This window comes from Streptomyces sp. STR69 (assembly GCF_024519455.1).
Classification (GTDB): Bacteria; Actinomycetota; Actinomycetes; order Streptomycetales; family Streptomycetaceae; genus Streptomyces.
Genome location: NZ_JALJRY010000043.1, coordinates 17962 through 42540, shown reverse-complemented (window position 1 = coordinate 42540; position 24579 = coordinate 17962). Strand labels below are relative to the sequence as shown.

General features: G+C 69.0%; 13 protein-coding genes and 1 pseudogene. 4 read left to right on the top strand and 10 right to left on the bottom strand.

From position 1 onward, the window contains the following. Positions 1–7 precede the first annotated feature (7 nt). The 5 genes from OC490_RS45335 to OC490_RS45315 are packed head-to-tail and all read right to left on the bottom strand — an operon-like array spanning position 8 to position 14256. Positions 8–2011, bottom strand: coding sequence for a glycoside hydrolase family 31 protein (locus OC490_RS45335; protein WP_262063922.1), 2004 nt, complete (start codon positions 2009–2011; stop codon positions 8–10). After that, complete coding sequence (locus OC490_RS45330; protein ID WP_262063921.1) at positions 2011–5700, bottom strand: beta-galactosidase; 3690 nt, start codon at positions 5698–5700, stop codon at positions 2011–2013. The genes OC490_RS45335 and OC490_RS45330 overlap by 1 nt, the downstream gene beginning before the upstream one ends. Next, complete coding sequence (locus tag OC490_RS45325; RefSeq protein WP_262063920.1) at positions 5697–9362, bottom strand: beta-galactosidase; 3666 nt, start codon at positions 9360–9362, stop codon at positions 5697–5699. Before OC490_RS45325 ends, OC490_RS45330 begins: the two co-directional genes overlap by 4 nt. Further along, the gene (locus OC490_RS45320) at positions 9359–11221 is read right to left on the bottom strand and encodes a DUF4091 domain-containing protein (protein WP_262063919.1); all 1863 of its coding nucleotides are present in this window, start codon (positions 11219–11221) and stop codon (positions 9359–9361) included. Before OC490_RS45320 ends, OC490_RS45325 begins: the two co-directional genes overlap by 4 nt. 17 nt (positions 11222–11238) lie before the next feature. Further along, positions 11239–14256 (bottom strand): TIM-barrel domain-containing protein, encoded by a 3018-nt coding sequence (locus OC490_RS45315; RefSeq protein WP_262063918.1) that lies wholly within the window; start codon positions 14254–14256, stop codon positions 11239–11241. A gap of 951 nt (positions 14257–15207) precedes the next feature. Between OC490_RS45315 and OC490_RS45310 the strand changes: the two genes are divergently transcribed. The 3 genes from OC490_RS45310 (at position 15208) to OC490_RS45300 (ending at position 18360) form a co-directional block, all read left to right on the top strand. Then, positions 15208–16500: an extracellular solute-binding protein gene (locus OC490_RS45310; protein WP_262063917.1), complete on the top strand. Its 1293-nt coding sequence runs from the start codon at positions 15208–15210 to the stop codon at positions 16498–16500. Between the two features lie 25 nt (positions 16501–16525). Continuing rightward, positions 16526–17470, top strand: a complete 945-nt coding sequence (locus OC490_RS45305) for a carbohydrate ABC transporter permease (protein ID WP_262063916.1) — start codon at positions 16526–16528, stop codon at positions 17468–17470. Between the two features lie 62 nt (positions 17471–17532). Further along, the gene (locus tag OC490_RS45300; protein ID WP_262063915.1) at positions 17533–18360 is read left to right on the top strand and encodes a carbohydrate ABC transporter permease; all 828 of its coding nucleotides are present in this window, start codon (positions 17533–17535) and stop codon (positions 18358–18360) included. Between the two features lie 20 nt (positions 18361–18380). Here OC490_RS45300 and OC490_RS45295 read toward each other — a convergent pair whose 3' ends face one another. From OC490_RS45295 to OC490_RS45275, 5 genes and pseudogenes are all read right to left on the bottom strand, one after another. Beyond that, complete coding sequence (locus OC490_RS45295) at positions 18381–19169, bottom strand: DeoR/GlpR family DNA-binding transcription regulator (RefSeq protein WP_262063914.1); 789 nt, start codon at positions 19167–19169, stop codon at positions 18381–18383. 321 nt (positions 19170–19490) lie between these two features. Then, positions 19491–19865, bottom strand: coding sequence for a 2-oxo acid dehydrogenase subunit E2 (locus OC490_RS45290; RefSeq protein ID WP_315986735.1), 375 nt, complete (start codon positions 19863–19865; stop codon positions 19491–19493). Positions 19866–19880: 15 nt separating this feature from the next. Beyond that, positions 19881–20942 (bottom strand): IS3 family transposase, encoded by a 1062-nt coding sequence (locus OC490_RS45285; protein WP_262063913.1) that lies wholly within the window; start codon positions 20940–20942, stop codon positions 19881–19883. Next, on the bottom strand, positions 20939–21307 hold the full coding sequence (locus OC490_RS45280; protein ID WP_262063912.1) for a hypothetical protein: 369 nt from the start codon (positions 21305–21307) through the stop codon (positions 20939–20941). Before OC490_RS45280 ends, OC490_RS45285 begins: the two co-directional genes overlap by 4 nt. 117 nt (positions 21308–21424) lie before the next feature. Then, positions 21425–21517, bottom strand: a pseudogene (locus OC490_RS45275) (haloacid dehalogenase type II); the annotation flags it as partial. 751 nt (positions 21518–22268) lie between these two features. Here OC490_RS45275 and OC490_RS45270 point away from each other — a divergent pair. Then, positions 22269–24521 carry a helix-turn-helix domain-containing protein gene (locus tag OC490_RS45270; protein ID WP_262063911.1) on the top strand — a complete coding sequence of 751 codons (2253 nt, stop codon included), beginning with the start codon at positions 22269–22271 and terminating at the stop codon, positions 24519–24521. Positions 24522–24579: the final 58 nt, after the last annotated feature.

The following is a 24579-nucleotide window of genomic DNA, read 5'->3' as shown; positions in this document are numbered from 1 at the left end:
CCGCCCCTTACCGTGTCGCGCCGGTAGCGCGGAGCGCCGTGAGCGCCTTGGCGGCGCCCCTGGCCCGGAGGTTCACGAACGCCGGGGTGACCCCGAGCGGCGCCGCGTACGCCTTGAGCGTCGTCGGGCCGCGGACGACCGTGCCGCGGTGGACGTCGCGCCACACTCCCGAGGGCAGGAACACGTCCCGGGTGGTGCCTTCGTCGAGCTTCGGCGCGGCCAGCACGGCCGGGCCGAGCATCCACTCGTCGGCGACCGTGTAACCCGCCTCGTCCTTCGGGAAGTCGAAGAACAGCGGTCGCATGATCGGGTCGCCGGTCTTCAGGGTCTGCTGGACCTGGTCCCAGATGTAGGGAGCCAGCCGCACGTGCGTGGCGATGGCCGCGCGGTACAGCCCGACCGTCTGCGGGTCGTAGCCGACCCACTCGCCGGTCGTCGCGTCCCTGACGCCGGTGGGTGAGGTCGAGGCGTACATGAGTGGCATCAGGGAGGCCGCCTGCGCCCAGCGGACCAGAACCTCGGCGGTGGGCGGCGGATACTGGAGCGAGCCGCCGATCATGTCGGTCTCGACGAACGGGTAACCGATCGTGGAGACCGCCAGGTTGGCCGAGACCGCGGCGCGCAGCCCGGCGAAGGTGGTCGGCTTGTCGGCCGTACGGGTGGCGAAGCCCTGGGCCTGCGCGGCGTTCCACGCGACCCGTAATCCCGCCCCCTGCTGGTCGAACTCGTCGGCCAGCTCGGTGCCGTATCTCACGTAGTCGGCACGGGTGGATCCCGGATAGGGGGCGCACCGGTCGTCGAAGAAGGCGGTGTCGAACTTGAATCCCGCCACTCCGGATTCGCTCACCTGCGCCTTGAGGCCCTGGGTGTACCACTGCCGCGCGGCCGGGTTCGCGAGGTCGATCAGTCCGGTCTGCCGACCGTTCCACCAGGTGAACAGGCACGGCCTGGACGGATCGGAGGGGTCTTTGAGCAGATATCCCTTGTCGACGGCCTGGGAGAAGCCGGCAGCGGTCTCGGGCATGTACAAGCCGGTCCACATGCCGAGGTCGAACCCGAGGCGCTTCAACTCCCCGGAGAGGGCGGGGAGATCGGGGAAACGCTCGTCGAAGTCGGCGGCGATCACGCTCTCCTCGATCTGCAGGGCGTGCCCGCCGAGCCCGGCGGCGGCCAGCGCACGAGCCCAGGCGAGTACGTTCTGCTGGTTCTGTTCGCCGTAGAGCTGTGCCCAGGAGTTCCACAGCGGTGTCGCGTACTGGGCGTAGGACGTGTCGGAGCGCTCGGGCTTGCCGACCAGCGCGATGTGGTCGCGGTACACCTCGGCGGGGGTGTCCTCGACGAACACCGTGGAGGTGGCCGGACGGTCACCTGCGACGGTGAACTCGCCGAGCCCGTTGCCGCCGGAGTTGATGCGTACGTCCATCGGCTCGTCGGTGTCGACCCGCAGCCCGGTGCCGTCGGCGGTGTACCAGAAGGGGGACACCACCTGGTACGACGCCGGGCTGAACGCGGCATCGACCAGCTGCCCCGAGTCCAGCGGCCACGGCTGGACGGTCTGGTCGGTGTTCTCGCCGTGCCCGTACCAGTGTCCGGCGCTGTCCAGGTCGTACGCCGTGCTGAGCACGTCGGCGGTGGTCCCGGACAGCGACCAGTTCACGTCGTACCGGTCGGACCGCAGAGTGATCCTCAGGTCCACGGTGACGTCCGGGAGATCGGTGGCGGCGGTGACGTGCACCGTGTCGCCCTCGCGGCTGCTGTCGGTGACCTCCCGGACGAGGTACCAGTCGTCGCCGATCCGGAACCGGAACGCCCCGGCCGCCGTGGCCAGCACGGTCCGACCCGCCCGTACCGTCGTGAGGGTCAACCGGTCTGTGGCGACGTGCAGTTCGTAGCCGGGTGTCGCGAAGGTGACCGGCCCGGAGCCCGTGGCGCCGGGAGCCGTGCCGAGCAGCGGGGCGGCCAGGATCAGCGCCGCAGAGCCGCGGCGGAGGGTTCCACTCCCGATGGGCATCAGGCACCTCCGCCGCAGGTCACCTTGGCGTCCGCCCAGTCGGCATGGTCCAGGGCGTTGCCGTCCCCGGCGTCCGAGACGACCAGTTCCAGCTGCCGTGCCCCGCTGACGTCGACGTCGATCGCCTTGGTGTCCGTGTCGCGGTCCACGGTGCCGCTGTCGTAGACCTGTTCGCCGTCGGCGAGGACGGTGAAGTCCACCGTGGCCGGGCCGTCGGAGCGGCCGTACGTCTCCTGGTCCAGGCCGAGCGCCGCGTGGAAGGTGGTGCAGCTGCCGCCGAGCCAGACCTGGGCGCTGCTCGCGGCGTGGGTGCCGAGCCCCTTGGCGTACGTGGTGTCGTGCAGTGTGAGGGGCAGGCCGTCGCCCTCGGCGTTCTCGCCGTTGGATTGGTCGCGTTCGACCGGGCCCCAGCCGTTGCTGCTGGACCGGAACGGCAGGTCGCTGATGTAGTGCTCGCCGGCCGTGAGCGGCGGTGGCTGAGCGGCGACCGCCTTCTCCCCGGTCACGGAACCGCCGTTGAAGGACGCCTTCGCCTTCAGGACCAGGACTGCGTCCGTCGCCTGGTCGGCCGGGACGTCGAGCGTCCACCGCGCTTCGGCCGTGGCTCCCGGTTTCACGGTGCCCACCTGTACCGGGTTCTGCGGCGTCGCTGTCCAGCCGTCGGGGAGGCCCGTCAGGCTGAGGACGGTGCCGCGCAACGCCCGGCCGGTGCGGGGTACCGCGACGGTGGCGGTGACCTGGTAGGTGCCGCCCGGCTCGACGATGTCGGGGGCGTCGACGCCCACGGTCGCCGCGGTGGCCTGCTGGGCGTAGACCGCCGCGTCGTACGAGGGTGCCCTGACGTCGGCGACGCGCAGGGAGGAGGTGACGTTGCCGAGTCGGGTCAGCGTCACCTTGCCGAGGCCGCCGCTGGTGCCGTCCTCGTTCCAGGAGGCGATGGCGATGGTGTTCCTGCCGTCGGCGCGCAGAATGCCGTTGGGGACAGGGAAGGTGTGCTGTGGGCCGGTGTCGTTGACGTACTGGCCCATCAGCCAGCCGTTGACGTAGATCAGGGCCCGGTAGTCGCGCTGGGCGTCGTCGGCGATGGTGACGCCGACGGAGACGTCCTGGCCCGCCGGCATACGGCTGGTGAAGCTCGTGCGGTACCAGGCGATGCCCGGGGTGGTGTCGGACGCCGGCAAGGAGGTGTCCTGCCACTTCTGGTCCGGGTAGCCCGGCAGGGTCCAGCCCGACCGCTCGCCGTACAGGCCGCCGGTGTTCATGGCTCCGCGCGCGGTGTCCACGGGCTGTTCGCCGCCCCGTGCGCCCTGGATGCGCCAGGTGATGCGGGCGTCGGAGCCGGAGAGATACGCGGCGGTCAGGCCGCGCGGCTGCTTGTGGTCGTCGCCGGCGTAGGCGAAGTCCTCGTTGTGGCCCATCGTGCCGACCAGGACGGAGACGACGTTGTCCGCCCCCTTGTGCAGCAGCCCGGGGTGGAGGGGGAAGGTGTGTCGGCCGGTCTCGCTGGTCCCGGCGAACTTCCCGTTGATCCACACCGAGTAGGCGCCGACGGCCCGCGAGGAGGTGTCGGGATTGGTCGCGTACGCGGTGAGCGACAGGGACTTCTCGGTGCCGGACGCCGTGAAGTGGCCCCGGTACCAGACGTATCCGTAGTGATAGCCGTACTCGTCCTGGTACGGGACCGGCAGGGTGCCGGGCCGGGTGGGGTTGTCGGTGGTCAGTTTGTCGGCGTACGTCCAGGAGGAGTCGTCGAAGGCGGGTGCGACTTCGGGTGTCTCGGTGGACTTCTTCCAGTGCGTCAGCTGCGGCAGTTTCACGTCCTTGGGCCCTGGCACGGACCCGAGCAGGCTGCCGGACGCCGTGCGGCGTACGGTGACCGGGCTGCCGTTCCAGGTGACGTTCCTGACGGCGGGTGAGGCGAACACCTCCAGCGGTCCGGCCTTCGACGCGTCGCCGGTGAGCGCGAGTGTGCTCCCCCTGGCAGTTGCGGTGCGCACGAGTTCGGTGCCGCGCACCAGGGTGCTGCCGTCGGGCCGCCAGAAGTCGGCGGCCTGGTCGTCGGTTCCGACGAGCAGCATCAGGTCGCGTCGGCCGCCGCCGTGGATCAGGATCCGGGTGAGGCCGGAGTGGGTGTAGTCCAGCTTCAGGTCGCCGTGGTCCGCGTCCCAGGTGGCCTTGGCCGTGCCGTCCAGCACGGTGACGGCGGGCTTCGACGCGTAGCGCAGCACGGTCTGCCCCGGGTCGCCGTCGGCGCCGTACAGCAGCGCGACGTCCCGGTTGGCGGCGGACGTACTCGTCATCAGCTCGCTGGTCGAGTACACGAGCCGCTGTCCGCCCAGGTCGTACCCGGCGACGAGGATCTTGCCGGTCTGCCCGTTGAGCCGCACGCTCACCGGATAGGTGCCGTCCGGGGTCTGCCAGTTGAACCTGGTGGTGGTGTCGGAGCCGGCCGTCGCGTCGGCGTGCCGCAGGTACAGGAACTGCGTCCCGGTGTCCGGGTTGGCGCGGGCCGTGAGGCTGGCCGTCTCGTCGGAGGAGGCGGGCGCGTCGACCGGCTCCGTCTTCGTCAGGGGGGCGGTGGTCGTGTAGAACAGGCCCTGCCGCTTGAGCTCGTCGTAGTCGGCACCGGTCTGGCGGGCCTCGGTGATCGGGGCGCCGTAGTCGTAGGACGTGTACACCTGGCGCGGGTCGGCGAGCCAGCCCCAGTTGGTGCCGCCGTAGGCCATGTACAGGTTCTCGATCGTGGTGCCCTGCATGATCTCGGCCTTGTTGACGATCTTCTGGTAGGCGGGACCCATGGTCTGGCGGCACTTGTCGTAGCCCGTGTCTCCCCAGGTCTGGAACCAGCCGGTGCCCGCCTCGAAGACCGCGAGCGGTTTCGTGGCGTCGGGGCGGGTCAGATCGGGCACCCACCACGGGCCCTGGCAGAAGGCGTTGTACTGGTCGAGCGCCCCGACGAAGTCCAGCCCCTCGCCGCCCGCGTACTGCGGCTCCGGCTCGTTGCCGACGAGCGGGACGGTGATCCCGTCGGACCGTGCCTGCTTGCTCAGGTCGACCATGTAGGCGCGGCCGTCCGGGTCGTACAGCTCGTTCTCGACCTGGTAGAGCAGCACCGGGCCGGTGCCGTTGCTGACCTGGTGGCGGGCGAGGATCGTGTCGATGTGGCGCAGCCACTCGTGGGCGGCGTCCAGGTAGTCCGGGTCGGTGGAGCGGGCCCGGCCCTTCTGGGTCGTCAGCCAGCCGGGGAAACCTCCGCCGTCCGTCTCGGCGTTGATGTACGGGCCGGGCCGGGCGATGACGTAGAGCCCGGCCTCCTGCGCCATGTCGAGCAGCTTGTCGACGTCACGGACGCCGGTGAAGTCGTACGTGCCCCGGGCGGGGGAGTGGTAGGCCCAGTCGAAGTAGATCGAGACGGCGTTCATACCGCTCGCCTTGATCTTCTGCAGGACGTCCCGCCACAGGTCGGGGCTGGGCAGCCGCCAGTAGTGGAACTCCCCGGACCACAGCATGACTCGTTGGCCGTCGATCGTGACGGAGTACTTGTCGTAGCCGACCTGGTGGACCGCCGTCGACCGCGCCGGGGATGCGGCCGAGGCCCGGGCGGCTGGGACCGCAGCGGTGAGTGCGGCGAGCAGCACGGCGGCCAGAGCGGTGGACAGGACGGTACGCAGCAGTTTCACGAGCTTCATGGGGTGCCTCCCGCGCAGGTCAGCCGGGCGGCGGCCCAGTCGGCGTGGTCGGAGGAGATGTCGCCGCCCCCGTGCACCAGTAGGTCCAGCCAGCCCGCGCCGGTGATGTCCACGTCGATGGCGGTGCCGCCGTCGGTGCCGTACACCACCGGGGTGTTCAGCAGCGTCCGGCCGTCGGCGACCACCCGGAACGAGACGCTGCCGCCGTCGCCCACCTCGTCGTCCACCCCGGCGGTCGCGGTGAACCGGGTGCAGCCGCCGCCGAGGTAGACGCGGACCTGGCTGTCGGCGTGCACGCCCAGGCCCTTGGCGTATGTGGTGCCGCCGATGGTGAGGGTGTGGCCGTCGCCGGCCTCGGACTCGCCGTTGGACAGGTCCTTCTCGACCGGTCCCCAGCCGTTCACCGCTTTGACCAGGGGCAGGTCGCTGACGTACGTGTCGCCGACCGGTGCGGGCGGTGGCACCTGGACGGCGCGTTCACCTGTGACGGTCCCCGCGCCGCCCTGCTGCCGCAGCGTCGCGGTCGCGGTCAGCAGGGCGTAGGCGACCGGGTCGGCGGGCGGAGTGACGGTGTACGTCGTGGTCACCGTGGCGCCCGGCTTCACCTGGGCGAACCCGGTCGGGCCGGTGGCCTTCGCACTCCAACCGTCCGGCACCGCGAGCGACAGCGTCACCTTCCGCGCGACGGCGGCGTGCCTCGGGACCGTCAGCGAGACCGGGACCTCGGCGGCCGCACCGGTGCTGAGGAACGGACCGGCGTCCACGGTGACTTGGGCCGTCGCCTGCGGCACGGTATAGGTCTTCGCGTGGTACGAGGGTGCTGCCACGGTGGCTACGTCGATGCCGCCGGCGACGCTGCCGAGGTCGACGAGCTTCGCCGTGCCCGGGCCCGCGTTGTCGGCGGTCGACCAGACGGCCAGGGCGATGGTGTTCTGACCCTGCTCGTGCAGCAGTCCCTTGGGGATCACGAAGCGGGTCTGCGGTCCGGTGGCGGGCAGGTAGCGGCCGATCAGCCATCCGTTGACGTAGACCAGCGTCTGGTGCGCCGTGCTCGCGCCCGCCGTCTGGCCGAGGTCCAGCCCGACGGAGGTGTCCTGGCCGCGTGGCAGGTCGAGCCGGGCGGTCGTGCGGTACCAGCGCACCCCGGGCCGCGTCGTCGCCGTGGCGGACGCCAGGGTGGTGCGGGACCAGCCGCCGTCCGGGTAGCCGGGCAGCGACCAGCCGCTCCGCTCGCCGTACAGGCCGCCGTTGTTGTAGGCGCCGCGGGCGGTGTCGACGGGGTTCTCGCCGTCGAGGTCGCCCTGGATCTTCCAGGTGATGGTCGAGGCGCCGCCGACCATCGCGGCGCTGATCAGGCCACGTGGTTCCTTCGAATAGTCGTGGCCCCATTCCTCGTTGTTGCCGGCGTTCACGGCCAGCACGGAGACGACGTTGTCCTCGCCGCTGGGACTGAGCGTCCCGGCCGGGATGTCGAAGGTGTGCGCCCCGTCCCCGGAGCTGCCGAGGTAGGTCCCGTTGAGCCAGACCGAGTACTGCCCCGTGGGTCCGGTGTTCGCGTCGAGCGCGAGCGCGGTCGCGTGACCGGTGGTGGTGAACCGGCCCCGGTACCAGACGTTGCCCTGGTGGTAGCCGTACTCGTCCATGGCGAGGACGGGCAACGAGCCGTCCAGATCGGGGTTGTTCGAGGTGAGGCGGGCGGCCGTGGTCCAGGACGAGTCGTCGAATCCGGGGGCCGCCTCCGGTGCCTCGTCGTGGTACTTCCAGGTGGTCAGCGCCGGCAGGTCCACCGTGCGGGGCGACCGGGTGACGGCGGTGGCGTCGCCGTTCCAGGTCGTCCTGGCCACCTTGGAAGTGTCGGCGATGACGTCGATCTTCGTCTTCTTCGTGGAGTCGCCGGTCAGCCTCAAGGTGCCGTCGGCGGTCACCTCGGCGGTGCGCACCAGCGAAGGGCCGCGGACGAGAACCGGTCCTGCGCCGGTGTCCTGGCGCCACCAGTGGGCGGTCTCGGCGTCGTCGGCGATGAGGAGTTCCAGGCCGTTGACGAAGACGCGGGCGAGGCCGGAGTGCGTGTAGTCCAGCCGCAGATCACCGCGGCCGGCGTCCCAGTGCACCGAGACGTCCCCGTCGAGGACGGTGACCTTCGGCTTCGCGGCGTAGCGCAGTACGGTCTCGCCGTCCTCGCCGTGCCGCCCGTACAGCAACGCCACCTCGCGGTCGCCGATCCGGGCGTGGGTCATGATCTCCGACGTGGAGTACACCAGCCGCTGGTCGCCCAGGTCGTAACCGGCGACGAGGAGTTTGGCGTCGCGGCCGGCGACGGTGACGGCGCCCTGCTGGGGCACCCGCGGGTAGTCGCCGTCCTTCCCCGAGATCGACAGCGTGGTGCTGTTCGTCGTCTTCACGGTGGTGTCGGCGTGCCGGACGGTGAAGAACTGGGTGCCGTCGTCGGGATTGACCCGGCGATCGATGCGCAGCGCGTCATCGGTGGGAGCCGGCGCGTCGGCCTTCTCGGTGCGGGCCAGCGAGCCCACGGAGGTGACCAGGTAGCCGAGCCGCTTGAACTCCTGGTACTTGTCGGTGAGTTGCCGGGACTCGCTGATCGCGGCCCCGTAGTCGTAGGAGGTGTAGACGGCGTTGGGGTCCGCCTGCCAGCCCCAGTTGGTGCCGCCGTAGGTCATGTAGAAGGACTGGCCACTCACCCCGGCGGCGATGTTCGTCTTGGCGAACACCCGCGTGAAGTCGGGGCCGGTGAGCTGGGCGCAGCTCTGGTAGCCGGTGCCGCCCCAGGGGTCGAAGGCGCCGCCCTGCGCTTCCGGGATGATCAGTGGCGACTGGGGTTTCCAGGCCTTGACGTAGCTGTAGTCGGGCAGGTTCCGCCAGGTGTCGGGCTTGGTGCAGTCGAAGCCCTGCGGGTAGGCGTCGAAGCCGTAGATGTCGGGGGCGCCCTTGCCGCTCACCCAGTTCTGGTTGGCGCCGCCGTCGTTGACGAAGGTGGGTACGTCGATGCCGTCGGCCCTGGCCCAGTCGATGAGCGTCTGCATGTAGTCGGCGTCATGGCGACCGCCCTGGTACTCGTTCTCGACCTGGTAGAGGATCACGCTGCCGGTGCCCCGGGTCAGCTGGTGCCGGGCGATGATCGGGTTGATCCGGCTCATCCACTCCCGCGCATCGGCCAGATAGCCCGCCTCGGAGGTGCGGTTGACTCCCGTGCGGGTCTTGCGCCAGGCCGGGAAGCCGCCGCCGGAGACCTCGGCGTTGATGTACGGGCCGGGGCGGGCGATCACGTACAGGCCTGCCCGCTCGGCCTCGTCCAGCAGCCGGTCCACGTTCCGGATACCGGTGAAGTCGTAGGAGCCGGGCTTGCTGGAGTGGTAGCCCCAGTCGAAGTACAGCGAGACCGCGTTGAAGCCGCCCGCCTTGATCTTCTGAAGCACGTCCCGCCAGGCGTCCGGGCTGGGCAGCCGGAAGTAGTGGATCTCGGCACCCCAGATGTACAGCGGCCTGCCGTCGATCTTCACCGAGTACTGGTCGTAGGTGACGGTGTGCGCCTGGGGCGAGGCCGCCTTGACCACCGTGCGGGTCTCGCCGTGGGCCGCCGTGGTGCCCAGACATCCGATGGCGAGCAGTAAGGCCGTGAGGAGAGCACTCCAGCGTCCCCTCATGACGTCAGCTCCTTCACCACGGCCGCCCGCGCGGTCTCGATGTCGGAGACGTTCTTCGTACGGCCGTCGAGGTCGCGGGTCGCGGTGGTGAGGGCGTCGGTCAGGGCGGAGTCGTCCTTGCCGCCTTCCTTCTTCCGCAACTGGGCGATCAGCTCGAAGTCCTCGATGCCTTCCTTCAGTTGCTCCCATCGGATGCTGGACATCGGGCCGTTCCTGCCGGGATAGACGAGGTACTCGTCGCCCTGGGTGAAGATGTACACCGGCTGCGAGAAGGGGTCGGACGTCCAGCTGTTGTACGACCAGCGCAGGAAGCCGTCCAGGTGGCGCTGGGCGGAGATCCACGGCAGCATCCGCGCCTCCACGGCGGGGGAGTACGCCAGGGTGTTGGGGTGGGCCGGGGTGCCGTACACGTAGAAGGTGGTGATCTTGCCGGCCGCGCGGCGCTCCTCGGCATTCTCGGCCGTCATCTGGTCGATGGTGTCCCAGCTGACGGACAGGTCGGAGGCGATGTCCGTCGTGCCGGCCGACCCGGCGACCGAGATCCGGTTGTCGAAGTCCGGTGCCATCTCGTGGACGAAGTCCTTGACCACGGTCATGGTGTCCACCGGCCGTTCGTCGAACGACAGGTAGGTGTGGTCCAGCCAGTCCTTGGTCTTCAGATGCCTGACGAAGGCGGGCAGGAACGTCCCCCACGCTTCGCGCCAGCGGGCGCCGCCCAGATCGACCGGCTCGTTGACGGTCTTGCCGGTGCGGATGTCGGTGTAGGTGAGGTGCTCGCCGTCCTGGAAGGCCAGCATCGAGAAGGCCCCGATGTCCGGTCCGAGCCCGGCCTTCAACGCTGTCCGGACGTATTCGTCCCAGCGTGAGAAGTCGAAGGAGAACCGGCTGCCGTCCCACTTCCAGCCGACCATGCTGGAGTACGGGGTGGCGGTCTGCGACTGGCGGGTGCCCAGCGACCACTGGTGGTGCCAGGGGTTGTCGACGATGGTGGTGTTGATGACCTTCTGGCCGTGGCTCGCCAGGTCCCGGTCGTAGGCCTCGATGAGTTTCCAGTGCTTGTCGGACCAGAGTGCGACGCCGCTGTTGAGCGCCATGGTCTCCGGCTGTGCCCACACGTCCAGGAAGAAGCTGTAGTCCTTCGGGTCCGGCACGGTGGCGTTCGCGACCTCGACGGACAGCGGATAGCTGACTCTGGTGCCGTCGTCGGCGGTGACCTTGACCGTGCCCGAATAGGTGCCCGCGGCGGCCGACTTCGGGATGTGGAAGGTGAACCACAGCGGCTGCGCCGCGTAGGCGGGCACGTCGATGGAGGAGCCCTCCTGCAGCGGGTCGCCGACGACGTCCGGGGTTCGGTCCCCGGACACTTCGGTGGCGGAGCTGACCTGGTCGATGGTGGCCGACCAGTCCATCTCGCTCTTGGAGCGCTGCACGGGCACGTACTTCACGAACCTGACCTGGGTGCCCGAGCCGGAGATCTTCGCCCCGCCGGGTCCTGCGAGGTCACCGACGCTTGCCTTCACGTCGTGCAGGGCGTGGCCGGAGGCGATGGCGAGCTGCGCGGAGACCTGCTCGTTGCGTACGGCGGACAGCGAGAGCCGTGTGGTGTCCTTGCCCTGGATGGCGGTGGTCGGGTAGCGCGGGACGCGGACCTCGGCGGAAGAGGCGAAGGATCCGGTGGGCACCCAGGTGATGGTGTCCCTGGTGCCCATGGCGTCGGCGACCTTGACGGTCAGCCAGGTGGTCGTGGACCTGGAGTTGACGTCGGTGTCCGGGGTGCTGGTGCCGGCGATCGCCGTGGTTGTCGCGGCTATGACAATGCCGGCGACGAAGGCAGCGACGGCGGTGGGAACGCGTGACATGGCCGGGCCCTCTCAGCTCAGGAGGTGACGGAGAATTCCTTGAAGACGGCCTCGGCCGTGTCGCCCGGGTAGTTGGCGTTGACCGCGCTGGCGACCAGCCCGGCGTCCTCGGCGCCGGCCGCGGACGGGACCTGTGCGGTGCCGACCGTCGTCCAGGTCTCGCCGTCCTTGCTGGCGTACGCGGTGTAGGTGGTGCCGTCACGGACCAGCTTCAGGTGGGCGGGATGGTAGGTGGAGCCGCCGCCGGCCCAGGTGTCGAGGACTCCGTCGCCGTTGCTGTCGGTCATGAACTCCAGCCCGTAGCTCTTGGTCATGGCCAGTACCGCGTAGCCGCCCTTCGACGGATCCGTGAGGTCGTTGGCGATGGCGATGCCGGCCTTGCCCGCCGGGCTCTCGCCGGTCTGGGAGACCAACTGGGCCTGTACGGTGGACTGTTGACCGGCAGCGCCGGCCAGATAGACCGCGCCCTTCTCGTCCTTCCAGCCGGACAGGTCCTGCCCGCCCGCCCAGATGGCGAACTGGTCGCCCGCCTGGGCGTACTGGGCCTCGGTGGTCTGCGTCGTGCGGTACGGATCCTGGACGCTGCCCGGAGTCGCCTCCACCGTCGCCCGGACGGTGTCGTCGACGGTGACGGTCTTCCCGGCGGATGTCCTGTACGTCACCGTGCCGGTGAGGTCATGGCCGGCCCATGCGGCGTCGGCGGCCGGGGTGACGGTCCAGTCGGTGGTGTACGCGGCCCCGGGTTTGAGGGAACGTGCGGTCGCCGTCGTGGTCGCCTGCGCGGTCCAGCCGTCGGGCACGGTCAGGGCGGTACGGACGCCGCTGAGGGTGCCCGTGCCCCAGTTGGTGGCGGTGGTGGTCACCTCGAACGACTTACCGGAGCCGGTACTGGGGGCGTCGGGGCCGATCAGCACGGACGCGGCCGGGACGCCGTCGCGCTTCAGCGCCCGGATCGCCTTGAGGGCGCCCTTGGCACCGAGCTTCACGAACGCGGGGGTCACTCCGAGCGGAGCCGCATAGCCCTTGAGCGTCGCCGGGCCGTGGATGACCGTGCCCTGGTTGACGTCGAACCAGTTGCCCGACGGCAGGTACACCGTACGGGTCGCACCGGAGCCGAGCTTGGGCGCGGCCAGGACAGCAGGGCCGAGCATCCACTCGTCGTCGACCGTGTAACTCGCCTGGTCCTTCGGGAAGTCGAAGAACAGCGGGCGCATGATCGGGTCGCCGGTCTTCAACGTCGCCTGCACCTGGTCCCAGATGTAGGGAGCCAGCCGCTCGTGCGCCTTGATCGCCGCCGCGTACAGGTCGATGGTCTGCTGGTCGTACGTCACCTTCCGGCCGGTGGTGACGTCATTGGTCTCCACCGGCGAGGTGGAGGAGTACATCAGCGGCATCAGCGAGGCCGACTGGGCCCACCGGATCAGGACGTCCTTGCTCGGTGCGGCCTGCCCGCCGGAGCCGCCGATCATGTCGGACTCGACGAAGGGGTAGCCGATGGTGGAGATCGCCAGGTTCTGGCCGACCGATGCCCGCAGCGAGTCCCAGCCGGTGCCCTTGTCGACCTGCCGGGTGACGAAGCCGGCCTGATGGGCGGTGGAGCTCCAGTGGACCCGGATGCCGGCACCCTGCAGGTCGAACTCGTCGGCCAGTTCGGTGCCGAGCTTCTGGTAGTCGGTGGCCTTGTAGCCGTCGCGCGGGGCGCACTTCTCGTCGAAGAAGCGGGTGTCGAACTTCAGGCCGTCGATGCCGTAGGTGGCCATCAGTTTCCTGAGATTTCCCTCGTACCAGGCCTTGGCGTCGGGGTTGGCGAGGTCGATGATCCCGGCGGTGCCGTTCCACCAGGTCACGTCGCACGGTTTGGTGGTGTCGGCGGCGTCCCTCAGCAGGTAGCCGTGGTCGGCGGCGTACTGGTAGTTGTCGGAGTCCAGGTTGATCCACAGGGTGACCCAGATCCCGAAGTCGAACCCCATGGCGTGGATCTTCTCCGAGAGGCCCTTGGGGTCGGGGAAGGTGGTGGAGTCGAAGGTGAGATTGCCGTACTCGGACTCCCACTTGTCGTCCAGCTGGATGGTGTGTCCGTCGAGTCCCTTGTCGTGCAGCTCGGTGGCGTAGTCGAGCAGTTTCTGCTGGTCGACGTGGGTGTAGAACTGCGCCCAGGAGTTCCACAGCGGCTTCTCGTACTGCGTGTAGGTGGCGTCGCTCTGCTGGGGCTTGCCCACGATCCCGATGTAGTCGCGGTACACGTCCAGCGGCGTCGACTCGACGAAGACGGTGGCCTTGTAGGTCGCGGCGGAGTCGACGGTGAAGCGGCCGAGGCCGTCCTTGCCGCCGTTGATCGACACGTTCATGGTGTCGCCGGTGTCGACGCGCAGTCCGGTCGAGGCCGAGGTGTACCAGAAGGGATCGATCATGTTGTACGAGGCGGGCCCGAAGTCGCTGTGCTGCACCTCTCCGCTGTCCAGCGGCCAGGGCTGGTCGACGCCCGGTCCGCCCTGTGGGGTCTCGGCCTCGCCGTGTCCGTACCAGTGGCCGGCGGAGGCCAGGTCGTAGGCGAGTCCGAGGCTGGTCGGGCTGCCGCCCTCGACATCCCAGTCCAGCTGGTAGCGGTCGGCTTGCGGGGTGATGCGGGCCTGAACCGTGGCGCCGGCGAGGGTGGTGTCGGCGGTGAGGGTGAGGACGCCGTTGTGCCACGTCCAGTCGGTGATGCCGGTGGCATGCTGCCACGCACCGTCGGACGTGGTGAAGCGTAGTGCGCCGGTGTCGCCGGAGGCGGCGGCGAGGACGGTTCTGCCCGCGCGGCGTGTGGTCAGGGAGAGTTCGTCGGTGGCCACGTCGAGGGTGTAGCCGGGGGCGCCCGCGGAATCCGGGACGGACACGGTGACGGCTTTCGCGCTGTGGGTCACCTTCGGCCCGGCGGCGGAGGCGCCGGACCGGGACGATGCGTGGGCCGCCGGGCCGGTGACGGGGGCCAGGAAAGCGGTGGTCAGGGCGGCGACAAGGAGGAAGCCGCTGGGTCTGCTCGGTCGGACGTGCACTCGGGTCCTCCTGTCGGACAGGACTGTGGCTCGATGAACGGCGATACGTGGTGCTGGGCGCGATCTGCGCGGTGTCGCTTCGGTGCGGTCACGAGGATGCGCGGTGCCTGAGCGATGTTTGATATTGCTTGGAGATGCAAGATTCAGCGCAATTTCGCTCATGCTCTTGCACGGTGCGCTGCCTGTCAATATGCGGTGCGGGAGGCCCAGTTGGGGCGAGGAGAGACTTCAGGGGCCGCCTGCGTGCCTGGTGGCGGACGGCCACAGGGCCTGTGAGCCACCCTCGCGAGCCCCGAGATCGCCCGAACCGAACAGTAAAATCTGTGTGAACGGGCGTCGGGTCGGGGCGGCGGAACGGGCCGGACGGTGTGGGTTGTCCGGGTCCGGGCCGCGTGCACCACGACGAGATCCGCGACCGGGGTGCGGCTGGGGGCTGGGTCACCCGCTCCACGCCGGGTCCCCGAACTTCGGCGCGAACACCTCCGTCCGGTGGCCTGCCGACGCGCGACTTCTGAGTGCCGATCGTGCACGCCTACTCGCGTTCGGATCGTGAACTGCCAAGCTGCGAGCGCCTGTTGGGCGCGGGTCTCGCACCGTGGATCGGTTCTGCGCCTGCGGATGTCCCGGGGCCTCGCCCGACGGGAGCTGCGGGAGCGCCGGTTCGGTGGTGGTGAAGCAGGCCCGGGCGGCCGGGGTCACGGCGGGGGAGTCGATGACGAGCGTCGGGTCCGCCGGCCCCGCCGCAGGGGTCCGCGGATCCGCGGTCGGCCACGGTCGCAGACGCCCGTCCCCGCGGTCGGCGGAGTGGTTCCAGTGCCTCCGTGGTGGTTGCCCGTCCTGGGTGCACGGCTTGACCGATGCGTGATCCGGCGGCCCTTGACAGCATGCGCGATTCATTGAGCATGATGATGTTAGTTGATTGAAATTGCCGATAATCGCGCAGAAACAAGCATGACAGTGCAGGCACTGCATGCGGAGAGGTACACCGTGAAACGGCACCTCATGGGCGTCGCCGGGGCCCTGACCCTGGCTCTGGCCCTCACCGGCTGCGGCAAGGGCAGCGCCTCCGACAGCAGCGGCTCCGACGGCAAGACGATCCGCTTCGTCGCGGCGAAGTACGACGACGACACCCAGGCCTACTGGAAGGCGCTCATCAAGGACTTCGAGGCCGCAAACCCCGGCTACCACGTGAATCTCGAAGTGGTCGACTGGGAACAGATGGACTCCAAGGTCAAGACATACGTCCAGACCAAGCAGGAGCCCGACCTCCTCAACTACAACAAGTTCTCCGACTTCGCCCGCGACGACCTGGTCTACAAGGCACAGGACGTCGTCTCCCCGGGGGTACTCGCCGACTTCCTGCCGCTGTTCAAGGACAAGGCCCAGTACAAGGGCACCCAGTACGGTCTGCCGTTCATCTCCAGCGCACGGCTGTTCTTCTACAACAAGGACATCTTCGCCAAAGCGAAGATCTCCCAGCCGCCGTCCACCTGGGCGGAGGTCGAGGCCGACGCCAAGAAGATCAAGCAGGCCGGATACATCGGACTCGGGTTACCCCTCGGAGCCGAGGAGGCTCAGGCCGAGTTCCAGATCTGGGCGATGAACAACGGCGGCGGCTGGACCGACGCCTCGGGCAAGTGGGCCATCGACCAGCAGGCCAACGTCGACACGCTCACCTACCTGCGGAAGCTGACAAAGGAAGGGGTCACCCAGCCCAACCCGGAGACCACCAACCGCAAGGACGTCTTCAACGAGTTCGCGCAGGGCAAGATCGGCATGCTCAACGGCGCCGTGTTCATGCGCAAGGGCTTCATCGACCCCGTCGACAAGAACCTGAACTACGGCGTCGCGGCCCTGCCGAGCAAGGACGGCAGCACCCACAAGACGCTCGGCGTGCAGGACTACCTCGTCGCGTTCAAGAAGAGCGACGGGTCGAACAAGCCCGCGGTGAAGAAGTTCCTCGACTTCTTCTACCAGCAACGCAACGCCGCACAGTTCGTCTCCACCGAGGGCTTCCTGTCGGTCACCAAGTCTGCGGGCGACACGCTGAGTTCCGACCAGGACGCCGCCTACTACAAGCCGTTCGTCGACGCCCTGTCCGACGCGCAGTTCGCTCCCGCCGACGATCCCGCCTGGGCCGCGGTCGACGGCGCCGTGAAGCAGCGCATCGGCACGGCGGTGGCGGACGCCGATCCGTCGAAGGTCCTGAAGAAGATCCAGCAGACCGCACAGAAGGGCGACTGATCAGGTGACGGTCCACGACGTCACCGTGAGCGCTGCCGAGGGCCGCCAAGCGGCCCCGGCAGCGCCGGAGCCGGCCCCACGCCGCCGCCACCGGCGCGGCCTGCGTGCGCTGGAGCCACTGCTGTGGCTCGGCCCCGCGACCGCACTCATCCTCGCCATGGTCGTCTGGCCGGTGGTCGAGATGATCCGCACCTCCCTGACACGCATCAGCTCCACCGGCCTGTCCCGCGGATTCGCGGGCGGTCGCAACTACGCCGACCTGTTCGCGGAGGACGACCTGCCGGGCGTGCTGCTGCGCACCCTGATCTGGGTCGTGGGGGTCGTGGTCGTCACGATCCTGCTCGCCCTCGGCCTCGCTCAACTCCTGAACACCCGGTTCCCCGGACAGCGGCTGGTGCGGTGGGCACTGATCGTGCCGTGGGCCGCGTCCGTCCTGATGACAGCCCTGATCTGGCGGTGGATGCTCAACGACTTCTACGGCGTGGTCAACGAGGTACTCATGGACCTCGGCGTCCTCGACACCCCCGTCAACTGGCTGGCCCACCCCGGGCAGGCGTTCGCCGCGATGATGGGCGTGGCCGTGTTCGTCTCGCTGCCCTTCACCTCGTTCGTCCTGCTGGCGGGGGTGCAGAGCATCCCCGCCGAGGTGTACGAAGCGGCACGGGTGGACGGCGCCGGCCCGGTCCGCACCTACCTGGGCATCACGCTGCCGCTGCTGCGGCCCTCGTTGCTGGTCGCCGCGATCATCAACGTGATCAACGTGTTCAACTCCTTCCCCATCATCTGGGCCATGACGCGCGGCGGCCCCGGCTTCGACACCGACACGACCACCACCTACCTCTACAAACTCGCCTTCGACAACCAGGCGGTGGGCGAGTCGGCCGCCATGGCCGTCGTCAACTTCGCGCTGATCCTGGCAGTGGTGCTGGTGTATCTGCGCGTCGTCCGCCGACAGGAGGACACCACGTGAGCCGGACCTCCGTCCCGGAAAGAACGCGAACCGCGGGAAGAACGAAGGCACCGAGACGTCCGATGAGGCTGCGCACAGTGGTGCTCACCGCCGTCGGCTGGCTGGTGGCGCTGGCGTTTCTCGCGCCCTACGCCGAGATGCTGCTGACGGCGCTCAAGCCGACGCCGGAGCTGATGAAGTCCCCGCCGTCCTATCTGCCGTCCCGGTGGGAGTGGTCGAACTTCAAGAACGTCTGGTCGCTGACGGACCCGCCGGTCACCGACGCGCTGCTGTTCTCCCTGTACGTCGCCGCGGCGGCGACCCTGCTCACCCTGGCCGTGGGGCTGCCCGCCGCGTACTACACGGCCCGGCACCGTTTCCGCGGGCGCGGCGCGTTCCTGGTGCTGGTGCTGGTCACCCAGATGTTCGCGCCGACCGCGCTGCTGGTCGGCATCTATCGGGAGATGGTCGGCCTCGACCTGACCGACACCGCCGAGGCGCTGATCCTGGTGAACGCGGCGTTCAACCTGCCGTTCTGCATCTGGATTCTCAACGCGTACTTCGCGAGCATCCCCAAGGAGCTGGAGGAAGCGGCCTATCTCGACGGTACCGGGCGGTTCGGTGCGCTGGTCCGGGTCACGCTGCCGCTCGCGATGCCCGGTGTGGTGACCGCCCTGGTGTACACGTTCATCGGCGCCTGGAACGAGTACGTGGTCGCGCTCACCATCACCTCCTCCAGCAACCGGATGACTCTGACCCGGGCCATCCCCGGCTTCGTCACCTCGTACCACGAGCAGTGGCAATACCTCTTCGCCACCTCGCTCGTCGCGATCGTGCCGGTGGTGATCCTGTTCGTCTTCGTGGAGCGCTACCTCGTCAGTGGCCTGACCGCCGGCGGGGTCCGGGGGTGAGCCGGCCACGACGTGTGGCGTCAGGCCCGGATGACGTCCACACCGGCCGCGGTGAACGGCTCCGTGAGCGCGTCGGTGGCGGCCCTGTCCGTCACCAGGACGTCGATGTCCTCCACGGCACAGATCCGGGCGAAGGCCCGCCGGGCGAGCTTGGAGGAGTCGGCGACCACGACGACCTGCTGAGCTCGCTGGGCGAGCGCCCGGTTGATGCTGGCCTCGCCCTCATGATGGGCGGTCGCGCCGTGGGTGACGTCGATGGCGTCCACGCCGATGAAGACATGGTCCAGCGCGATCTCCATCAGCAGTTCGGTGGCCAGCGGCCCTATGAGCTCGTACGACGCGGGGCGGGCCACCCCGCCGGTCACGACAAGCTTGACGTGTCGCCGTACGACCAGCTCGTTGGCGATGTTCAGAGCGTTGGTGACAACGGTGAGCGCGGTGTCCGTGCCACCGGAACTGAGGTCGGCACGGGTGGCGAGCGCCCGGGCCACCTCGGTGGTGGTCGTGCCGCCGTTCAGTCCCACGACCTCTCCGGCCTTGACCAGGCCGGCCGCCGCGTTCGCGATGCGTTCCTTCTCGGGCGCGTTGCGTGCGGCCTTGTAGCGGAGCGGGAGGTCGTAGGCGATCGCGTTGATCACCGCCCCGCCATGGGTGCGGGTGACCATCTGCTGGCGGGCGAGTTCGTCCAGGTCGCGCCGGATCGTCGCGGCCGAGGCCCCCAACGCGGTGGCCGCCGCCTCCACTTCGATCCGGCCGTCGCGTGTCAGCATGTCCAGCAGCGCGCTCCACCTGACCTGCGGTGCCGCCATGTTCATAGCCCCCTGTAGCGATGTGCCCGATTGAAGCGCGCCGGTGCGCGCTGTGCGCACTTCCATGAAAGCACATGGCTTCTTTGGGTAATTTATAGCTATCAAACGAGCAATTTCATGCAGCGCCATGATGTGTGGGTGGGTGAGCCGCCGGAGTCCCCATCACCCTGCATCCGGGTCGGATGACCAGTGCGGAACCGCCCCGCCCCGGCCACCCGGTTCGAAGAACAGCAACCGCGCCGAGCGCCACGACGTCGGCAGGACCGTCAAGCGCGCCGGGACCCTCGAGGATCACCAAGGCCGCCCGGACAAACACCGAGATCAGGGGCAACCTCCCAGTTGCCCCGGCGACGTGAGGCTGTCGACGACGTGGCGGAGAAATCCGGCCGCTGTACCGCCGTCGCACGAACGGTGGTCGAAGGTCAGGGACATGTTGACGACCTTGCGGACTTCGACGGGGCCGTCTTTCACCCAGGCGCGGTCGGTGATGCGGCCCACCCCGATCATCGCCGCCTGCGGGTGGTTCAGGATCGGCGTGGCGCCGTCGACCTGGAGACCGCCGTAGTTGTTCAGGGTGAACGTGCCGCCGGTGAGGTGCTCTGCGGCGAGCGTTCCGCGGCGGGCGAGGCCGGTCAGCCGCCGTAGTTCCGTGGCGAGTTCGTCGAGGGAGAGACCGGAGCCTGTCAACGCGATCAAGGCAGGTAGTGCGGTCTATCCCTGTGCCGGGATCGTTTGATCGTTGTGCCGGAGGTCGGGGGGCTTGTTGACCCAGGCGGCTTCGGGGAGTTTCGGTGGTTCGGATGCCCCGCGGACGAATCGTTCGGGGTGCTGGCGGTAGACGTTCGTGAGGACGTCGGCGCGCATCTCGCGGAGCTGGTAGGCGAGGCCGAAGTGGACGTCGAAGGGGGTATGCATGGCTATTCCGGAGTGCCGGTGGGCGAGGTTGTACCAGTCGAAGAAACCGGTGCACCAGGCGCGGGCGTCCTCGATGCAGCCGAACCGCCCGGGAAAGTCGTGCCGGTACTTCAGCGTCTTGTACTGACTCTCCGAGTACGGATTGTCGTTGGAGGTCTTGGGCCGCGAGTGCGACTTGGTGACGCCCGGGTTGTTCAGCATCTGCGCGACGTTGTGGGCGATCATCGGTGATCCGCGATCGGAGTGGATCGTCAACTCGCCCTGCTCCACCGGGTACTTGGCAATCGTCGAGGACAGGAACTGCTCGGCCAGCTCCTTGTTCTCGGATGCGGCGATCATCCAGCCAACGGTGTAGCGGCTGTAGATGTCGATGATCGTGTAGAGGCAGAAGTAGCTGCCCTTGACCGGGCCCTTCAGCTTCGTGATGTCCCACGACCACACCCGGTTGGGTGCGGTGGCGATCAGTTCGGGCTTCTTGCTCGGCGGATGCGTGGCCTGCCGGCGCCGTTCGCGGACCTCGCCGCGCCTGCGCAGGATCCGGTACATCGTCGCCTCCGAGCACAGGTAGATGCTGCGGTCCAGCAGTACCGCGCAGATCTGAGCAGGTGCCATGTCGACGAACTCGGCGGAGCGCAGCACGGCCAGGAACTTCGCCTCCTCCGTCTCTGTCAGGGCCCTCGGATGCTGCTTGCGCTCCCGCTTTGACCGCGCCGGAGCCGGGGACCTGCGGTGGTGTCGATACCAGGTCGCCCGGCTCAGGCCGAGCGCGGCGCACGCCTGCACCCGTCCCACCAGCAACGACAGCGATTCCAGGGCCTTGGCGCGGGCGGCCTCGAAGACCCCTCCCGCTGCGGTCACGGCTTCTCGCCCGTCGTCCCGTCGCTGCCCGTGGCGAGTTGATCCAGCAGCGGGGAGAGTTTTCCCTTCACCTCAACGACGGTGCGGGCCTTGCCCAACTCGTTCTCCAGCCGGGCGACGTGGGCTTCCAGCCGGGCGATCTCCCTGTCTCTCGGATCCGCCTTCGTCCGACCCGCAGGAGCGGCGAGCGCCGCCTTCGCGTCGTTGTCCCGCTGCTGGCGCCAGTTCGTGATCAGCGACGAGTACAGGCCCTCCCGCCGAAGCAGAGCACCCTTGCCCTGCTTGTCGAGCGTCTCGTACGCGGTCAGGATCCTCGTCTTGCACTCCGCCGAGTACCGCCGCTGCCCGGTCGACCGGGGTGTCACCTGTGGATCCGGGGCCCGTGGTCGTTGGTGCTGGCCACTACGGGCACTCCTCCTTCTCCGCCCTCGACTCAATGAATCATCCACTATGCCTGGCTTGAGTCACTTTGACAGAGAGGGGAGTTCACGAGTACCGGCGCGGATACCGGCGGGTTCGTCGACGAGCGTGCCGAGCACGTCGAACACGACGGCATCGATCTCTAGCTCTGACATGGGAGAGGTCGACTGGACGAAGCAGGGGTGTAAGAGGGGCTGTTAGCCGAACGCAGCGGGAAGCCACCCTGATTCCCGAACCGCACGGCCTGTGCGGCAACCGCATCAACGTCGCCAACCACCGCGCCCGCCAAGACACAACGCACGATCGGCGCACCACCTCCGCGTAGCCCCCGGAGCGAGCGACCGGCAGCGCGTCTGTGCAACGAACGGTGGAACTCGGTCGGTTTTCTTCAGCGGCGTCCGGCGGTGAGCCGGCCGTCGAAGGTCATGTCGAAGGCTTGAAGTGCGGCCTTCCAGCGCATGGTCCAGCGTTTGCGTCCGGTGCCAGTTGTAGTCGGCGGGCGCACTCGAGCAGACCCACGCCCTGATCGAGCACGGCGTGGATCTGGTGCTGGCGCTCCAGGGTGGTCTGTGCGGGGCCGGTATGCGCGGGACCACAGAACTACGGACAACCGGTCACGCCTGTCTCCTGGGGTGAAGGAATGCCATCGGCCCCCCAAGACCCTCGCCACCGCGACCGTCGACTGACTCCTCCGTCATGCCCACGTCACGGTCACGCAGGGGGATTCGATCAGGTTCACCGGGGGCACCCACCTGGCCGCCTCCGGGGGAACACCACGAGGCCGTTGACGGTTTGACAGTTCGACAGTGATCTGGCGGTTCAGACGGGCGGGCAGTGGCGGGAGATGCCGAGGGAGTTCGGTGTCTGGCCGACCGTCCACAACCGTGTCGGGATGGAGGAGGAGGGATGGTGCCCGGCGAGAGGCCGTTCGGAGTTGTGCTGCGTGATCTGCGGCAGCAGGCTCGTTTGACGATAGAGGAGTTGGCCGAGGCGTCGGGTGTGAGTGGCCGGGCGATCGGCGATATGGAGCGGGGGCGTAGCCGGGTTCCGCAGCGGCGTTCGGTGGTGGCGCTGGCGGAGGGACTAGGACTGGCGGATGCGCAGCGGGAGGCTCTGTTGGCGGCTGCGCGGGCGGGGCGTCCGACGGGTGCGGTGGCGGTGACGGGGACGGCCGTGCCGCCGCGATCCGTGGGGGACTTCACGGGGCGCGATCGTGAGCTCGCGCGGTTGCGGGAGGCTGCGGACCGGTCACGTACCGGCGTGGGGGGGTCGGTGTCGGTCGTCTCGGGTCCTCCGGGGTGTGGGAAGACGACGCTGGCGCTGAAGGCGGCGGCGGACCTGGCAGGGGAGTTCCCTGGCGGGTGTTTCGTGGTGGACCTGTACGGAGTGGAAGGCCCTGTGGACCCGGGTGAGGCACTGCTGAAGCTGCTCAAGGCCCTGGGGGTTTCGGACCGCCGGCTGGTGCAGGAGGATGCGCAGGGTCGTGCGGGGTTGCTGCGGGCTGTGTTGGGTGAGCGCCGGTGCCTGGTGGTGTTGGACAACGCCCGCAACGAGGAGCAGGTCCGTATGCTGCTGCCCCCGGGCGGGCGGAGTCTGGTGCTGGTCACCAGTCGGCGGCCGTTGACCGGGCTCGCGGACGTGGACCGCCTGGCGCTGTCGGAGATGGCGCAGGCTGAAGCCGTCGAGCTGCTGAGCCGAATCCTGGGCAAGGAACGGGCCGGGGCAGAAATCGAGGCCGTGGCGCGGGTGGCTGAGCTGTGCGGACGTCTGCCGTTGGCCTTGCGGGTGGCGGGGAACTGGTTGACGGTCCGGTCGGCGTGGAGCGTGGAGCACCTGGTACGCCGCCTGACCGACGAGGAACGCCGGCTGGGCGCCCTGGCCGCAGGTGACGTGCGGGTGGAGGCGGCGTTCGAGCTCTCCTACCGCCAGCTGGCTCCCCAGGCCGCCCGGATGCTGCGGCTGCTGAGCCTGGTCCCGGGGCCGGACATGACCGCTGCCTACGGCGCCGCCCTGACCGCCACCGACGTCTTCGAGGCCGAGGACGTGCTGGAGGATCTGGTGGAGGCCGGGCTGCTGCAGGCATCCTTCACTGGCCGGTATCAGCTGCACGATCTGCTGCGGCTGTTCGCGCGCGCCCGCCTGTTGCGCGAGGAGGAGCCCGGCGAGCAGGAAGCGGCCGAGGACCGGCTGCGTGCCTGGCTGCTGGACACCGCCACCGTCGCCGGCCGCTGGGTGGACGGCGCACCGCCCCCGTCCTGGCAGGGCCTGGTCTCGCTGGAGAGCCCGGAGCGGGCCCGGGCCTGGCTCGAGAGCGAAGCCCCCGCCTGGTTCGCCGCACTGCGCAGCGCGGCCGCTCGGGGCGAGCACACCCGGGTGGTGGAGACCGCCGCTGCCATGGAATGGCTCGTCGGCCTGTGGGCCCTCTGGGGGCACTGGCCCGAGGTCTTCCGCCTGTCCAGCGAGGCCGCCGCCGCCCTCGACGACCCGTACCTGCAGGCCGTCCACCTCAACCACTACTCCTGGACCCTGGCCGACTGCGGGCAGCGCTACGGCGAGGCCCTCGAACGAGCTGACGAAGCCCTCGAGTGCGCCCGCCGCGCCCAGGACGCCTCCCAGCAGGCCTGGGCACTGAACTATGCGGCACTGGCCCACTATTACCTCGGTGAGAGCCAGATGGGTTTCGACAAGGTTGGCGCCGCCGTCGACCTGTTCGAAGCCGCCGGCGACCACGAGGCCTGGCTGACAGCCATGACCTTCCACCGGGTCTTCCCGCGCGAACTCGGCCGTGCCGAGGAAGCCCTGGCCCTGCACGAGCGCATAATCGCCTTCCTGGATGCACCCGACTGCCCGGTGCGCGGGCACGTCGCCGACAGGTGCCGTGCCAAGACGATCAGCGGCCTCGGTCGCGACTACGCCGCTCTGGGGCGGTGGCGCGAGGCAGCCGACCACTTTCGCAGCGGCCTGCTCCAGACGCAGCGCATCGGCGTGCCCGACGTAGAGGGCAGCTTGCTCCTGGATCTTGGCCAGGCCCTGATCGAACTAGGAGAAAACGCCGAGGCCCGCTCCTGTTTCCGCCAGCTCCTCGCCCTCGGCGACACAGCAGACAGCAATGACCTGAAGGCCGCGCAGAAGCTCGTTGACTCGCTCCCCTGCGAGTGAGTAACGCCTGCCGCTGAACGGCATCTGCCGATCTCTCGGCTGTCAGTTCATCTGCGAT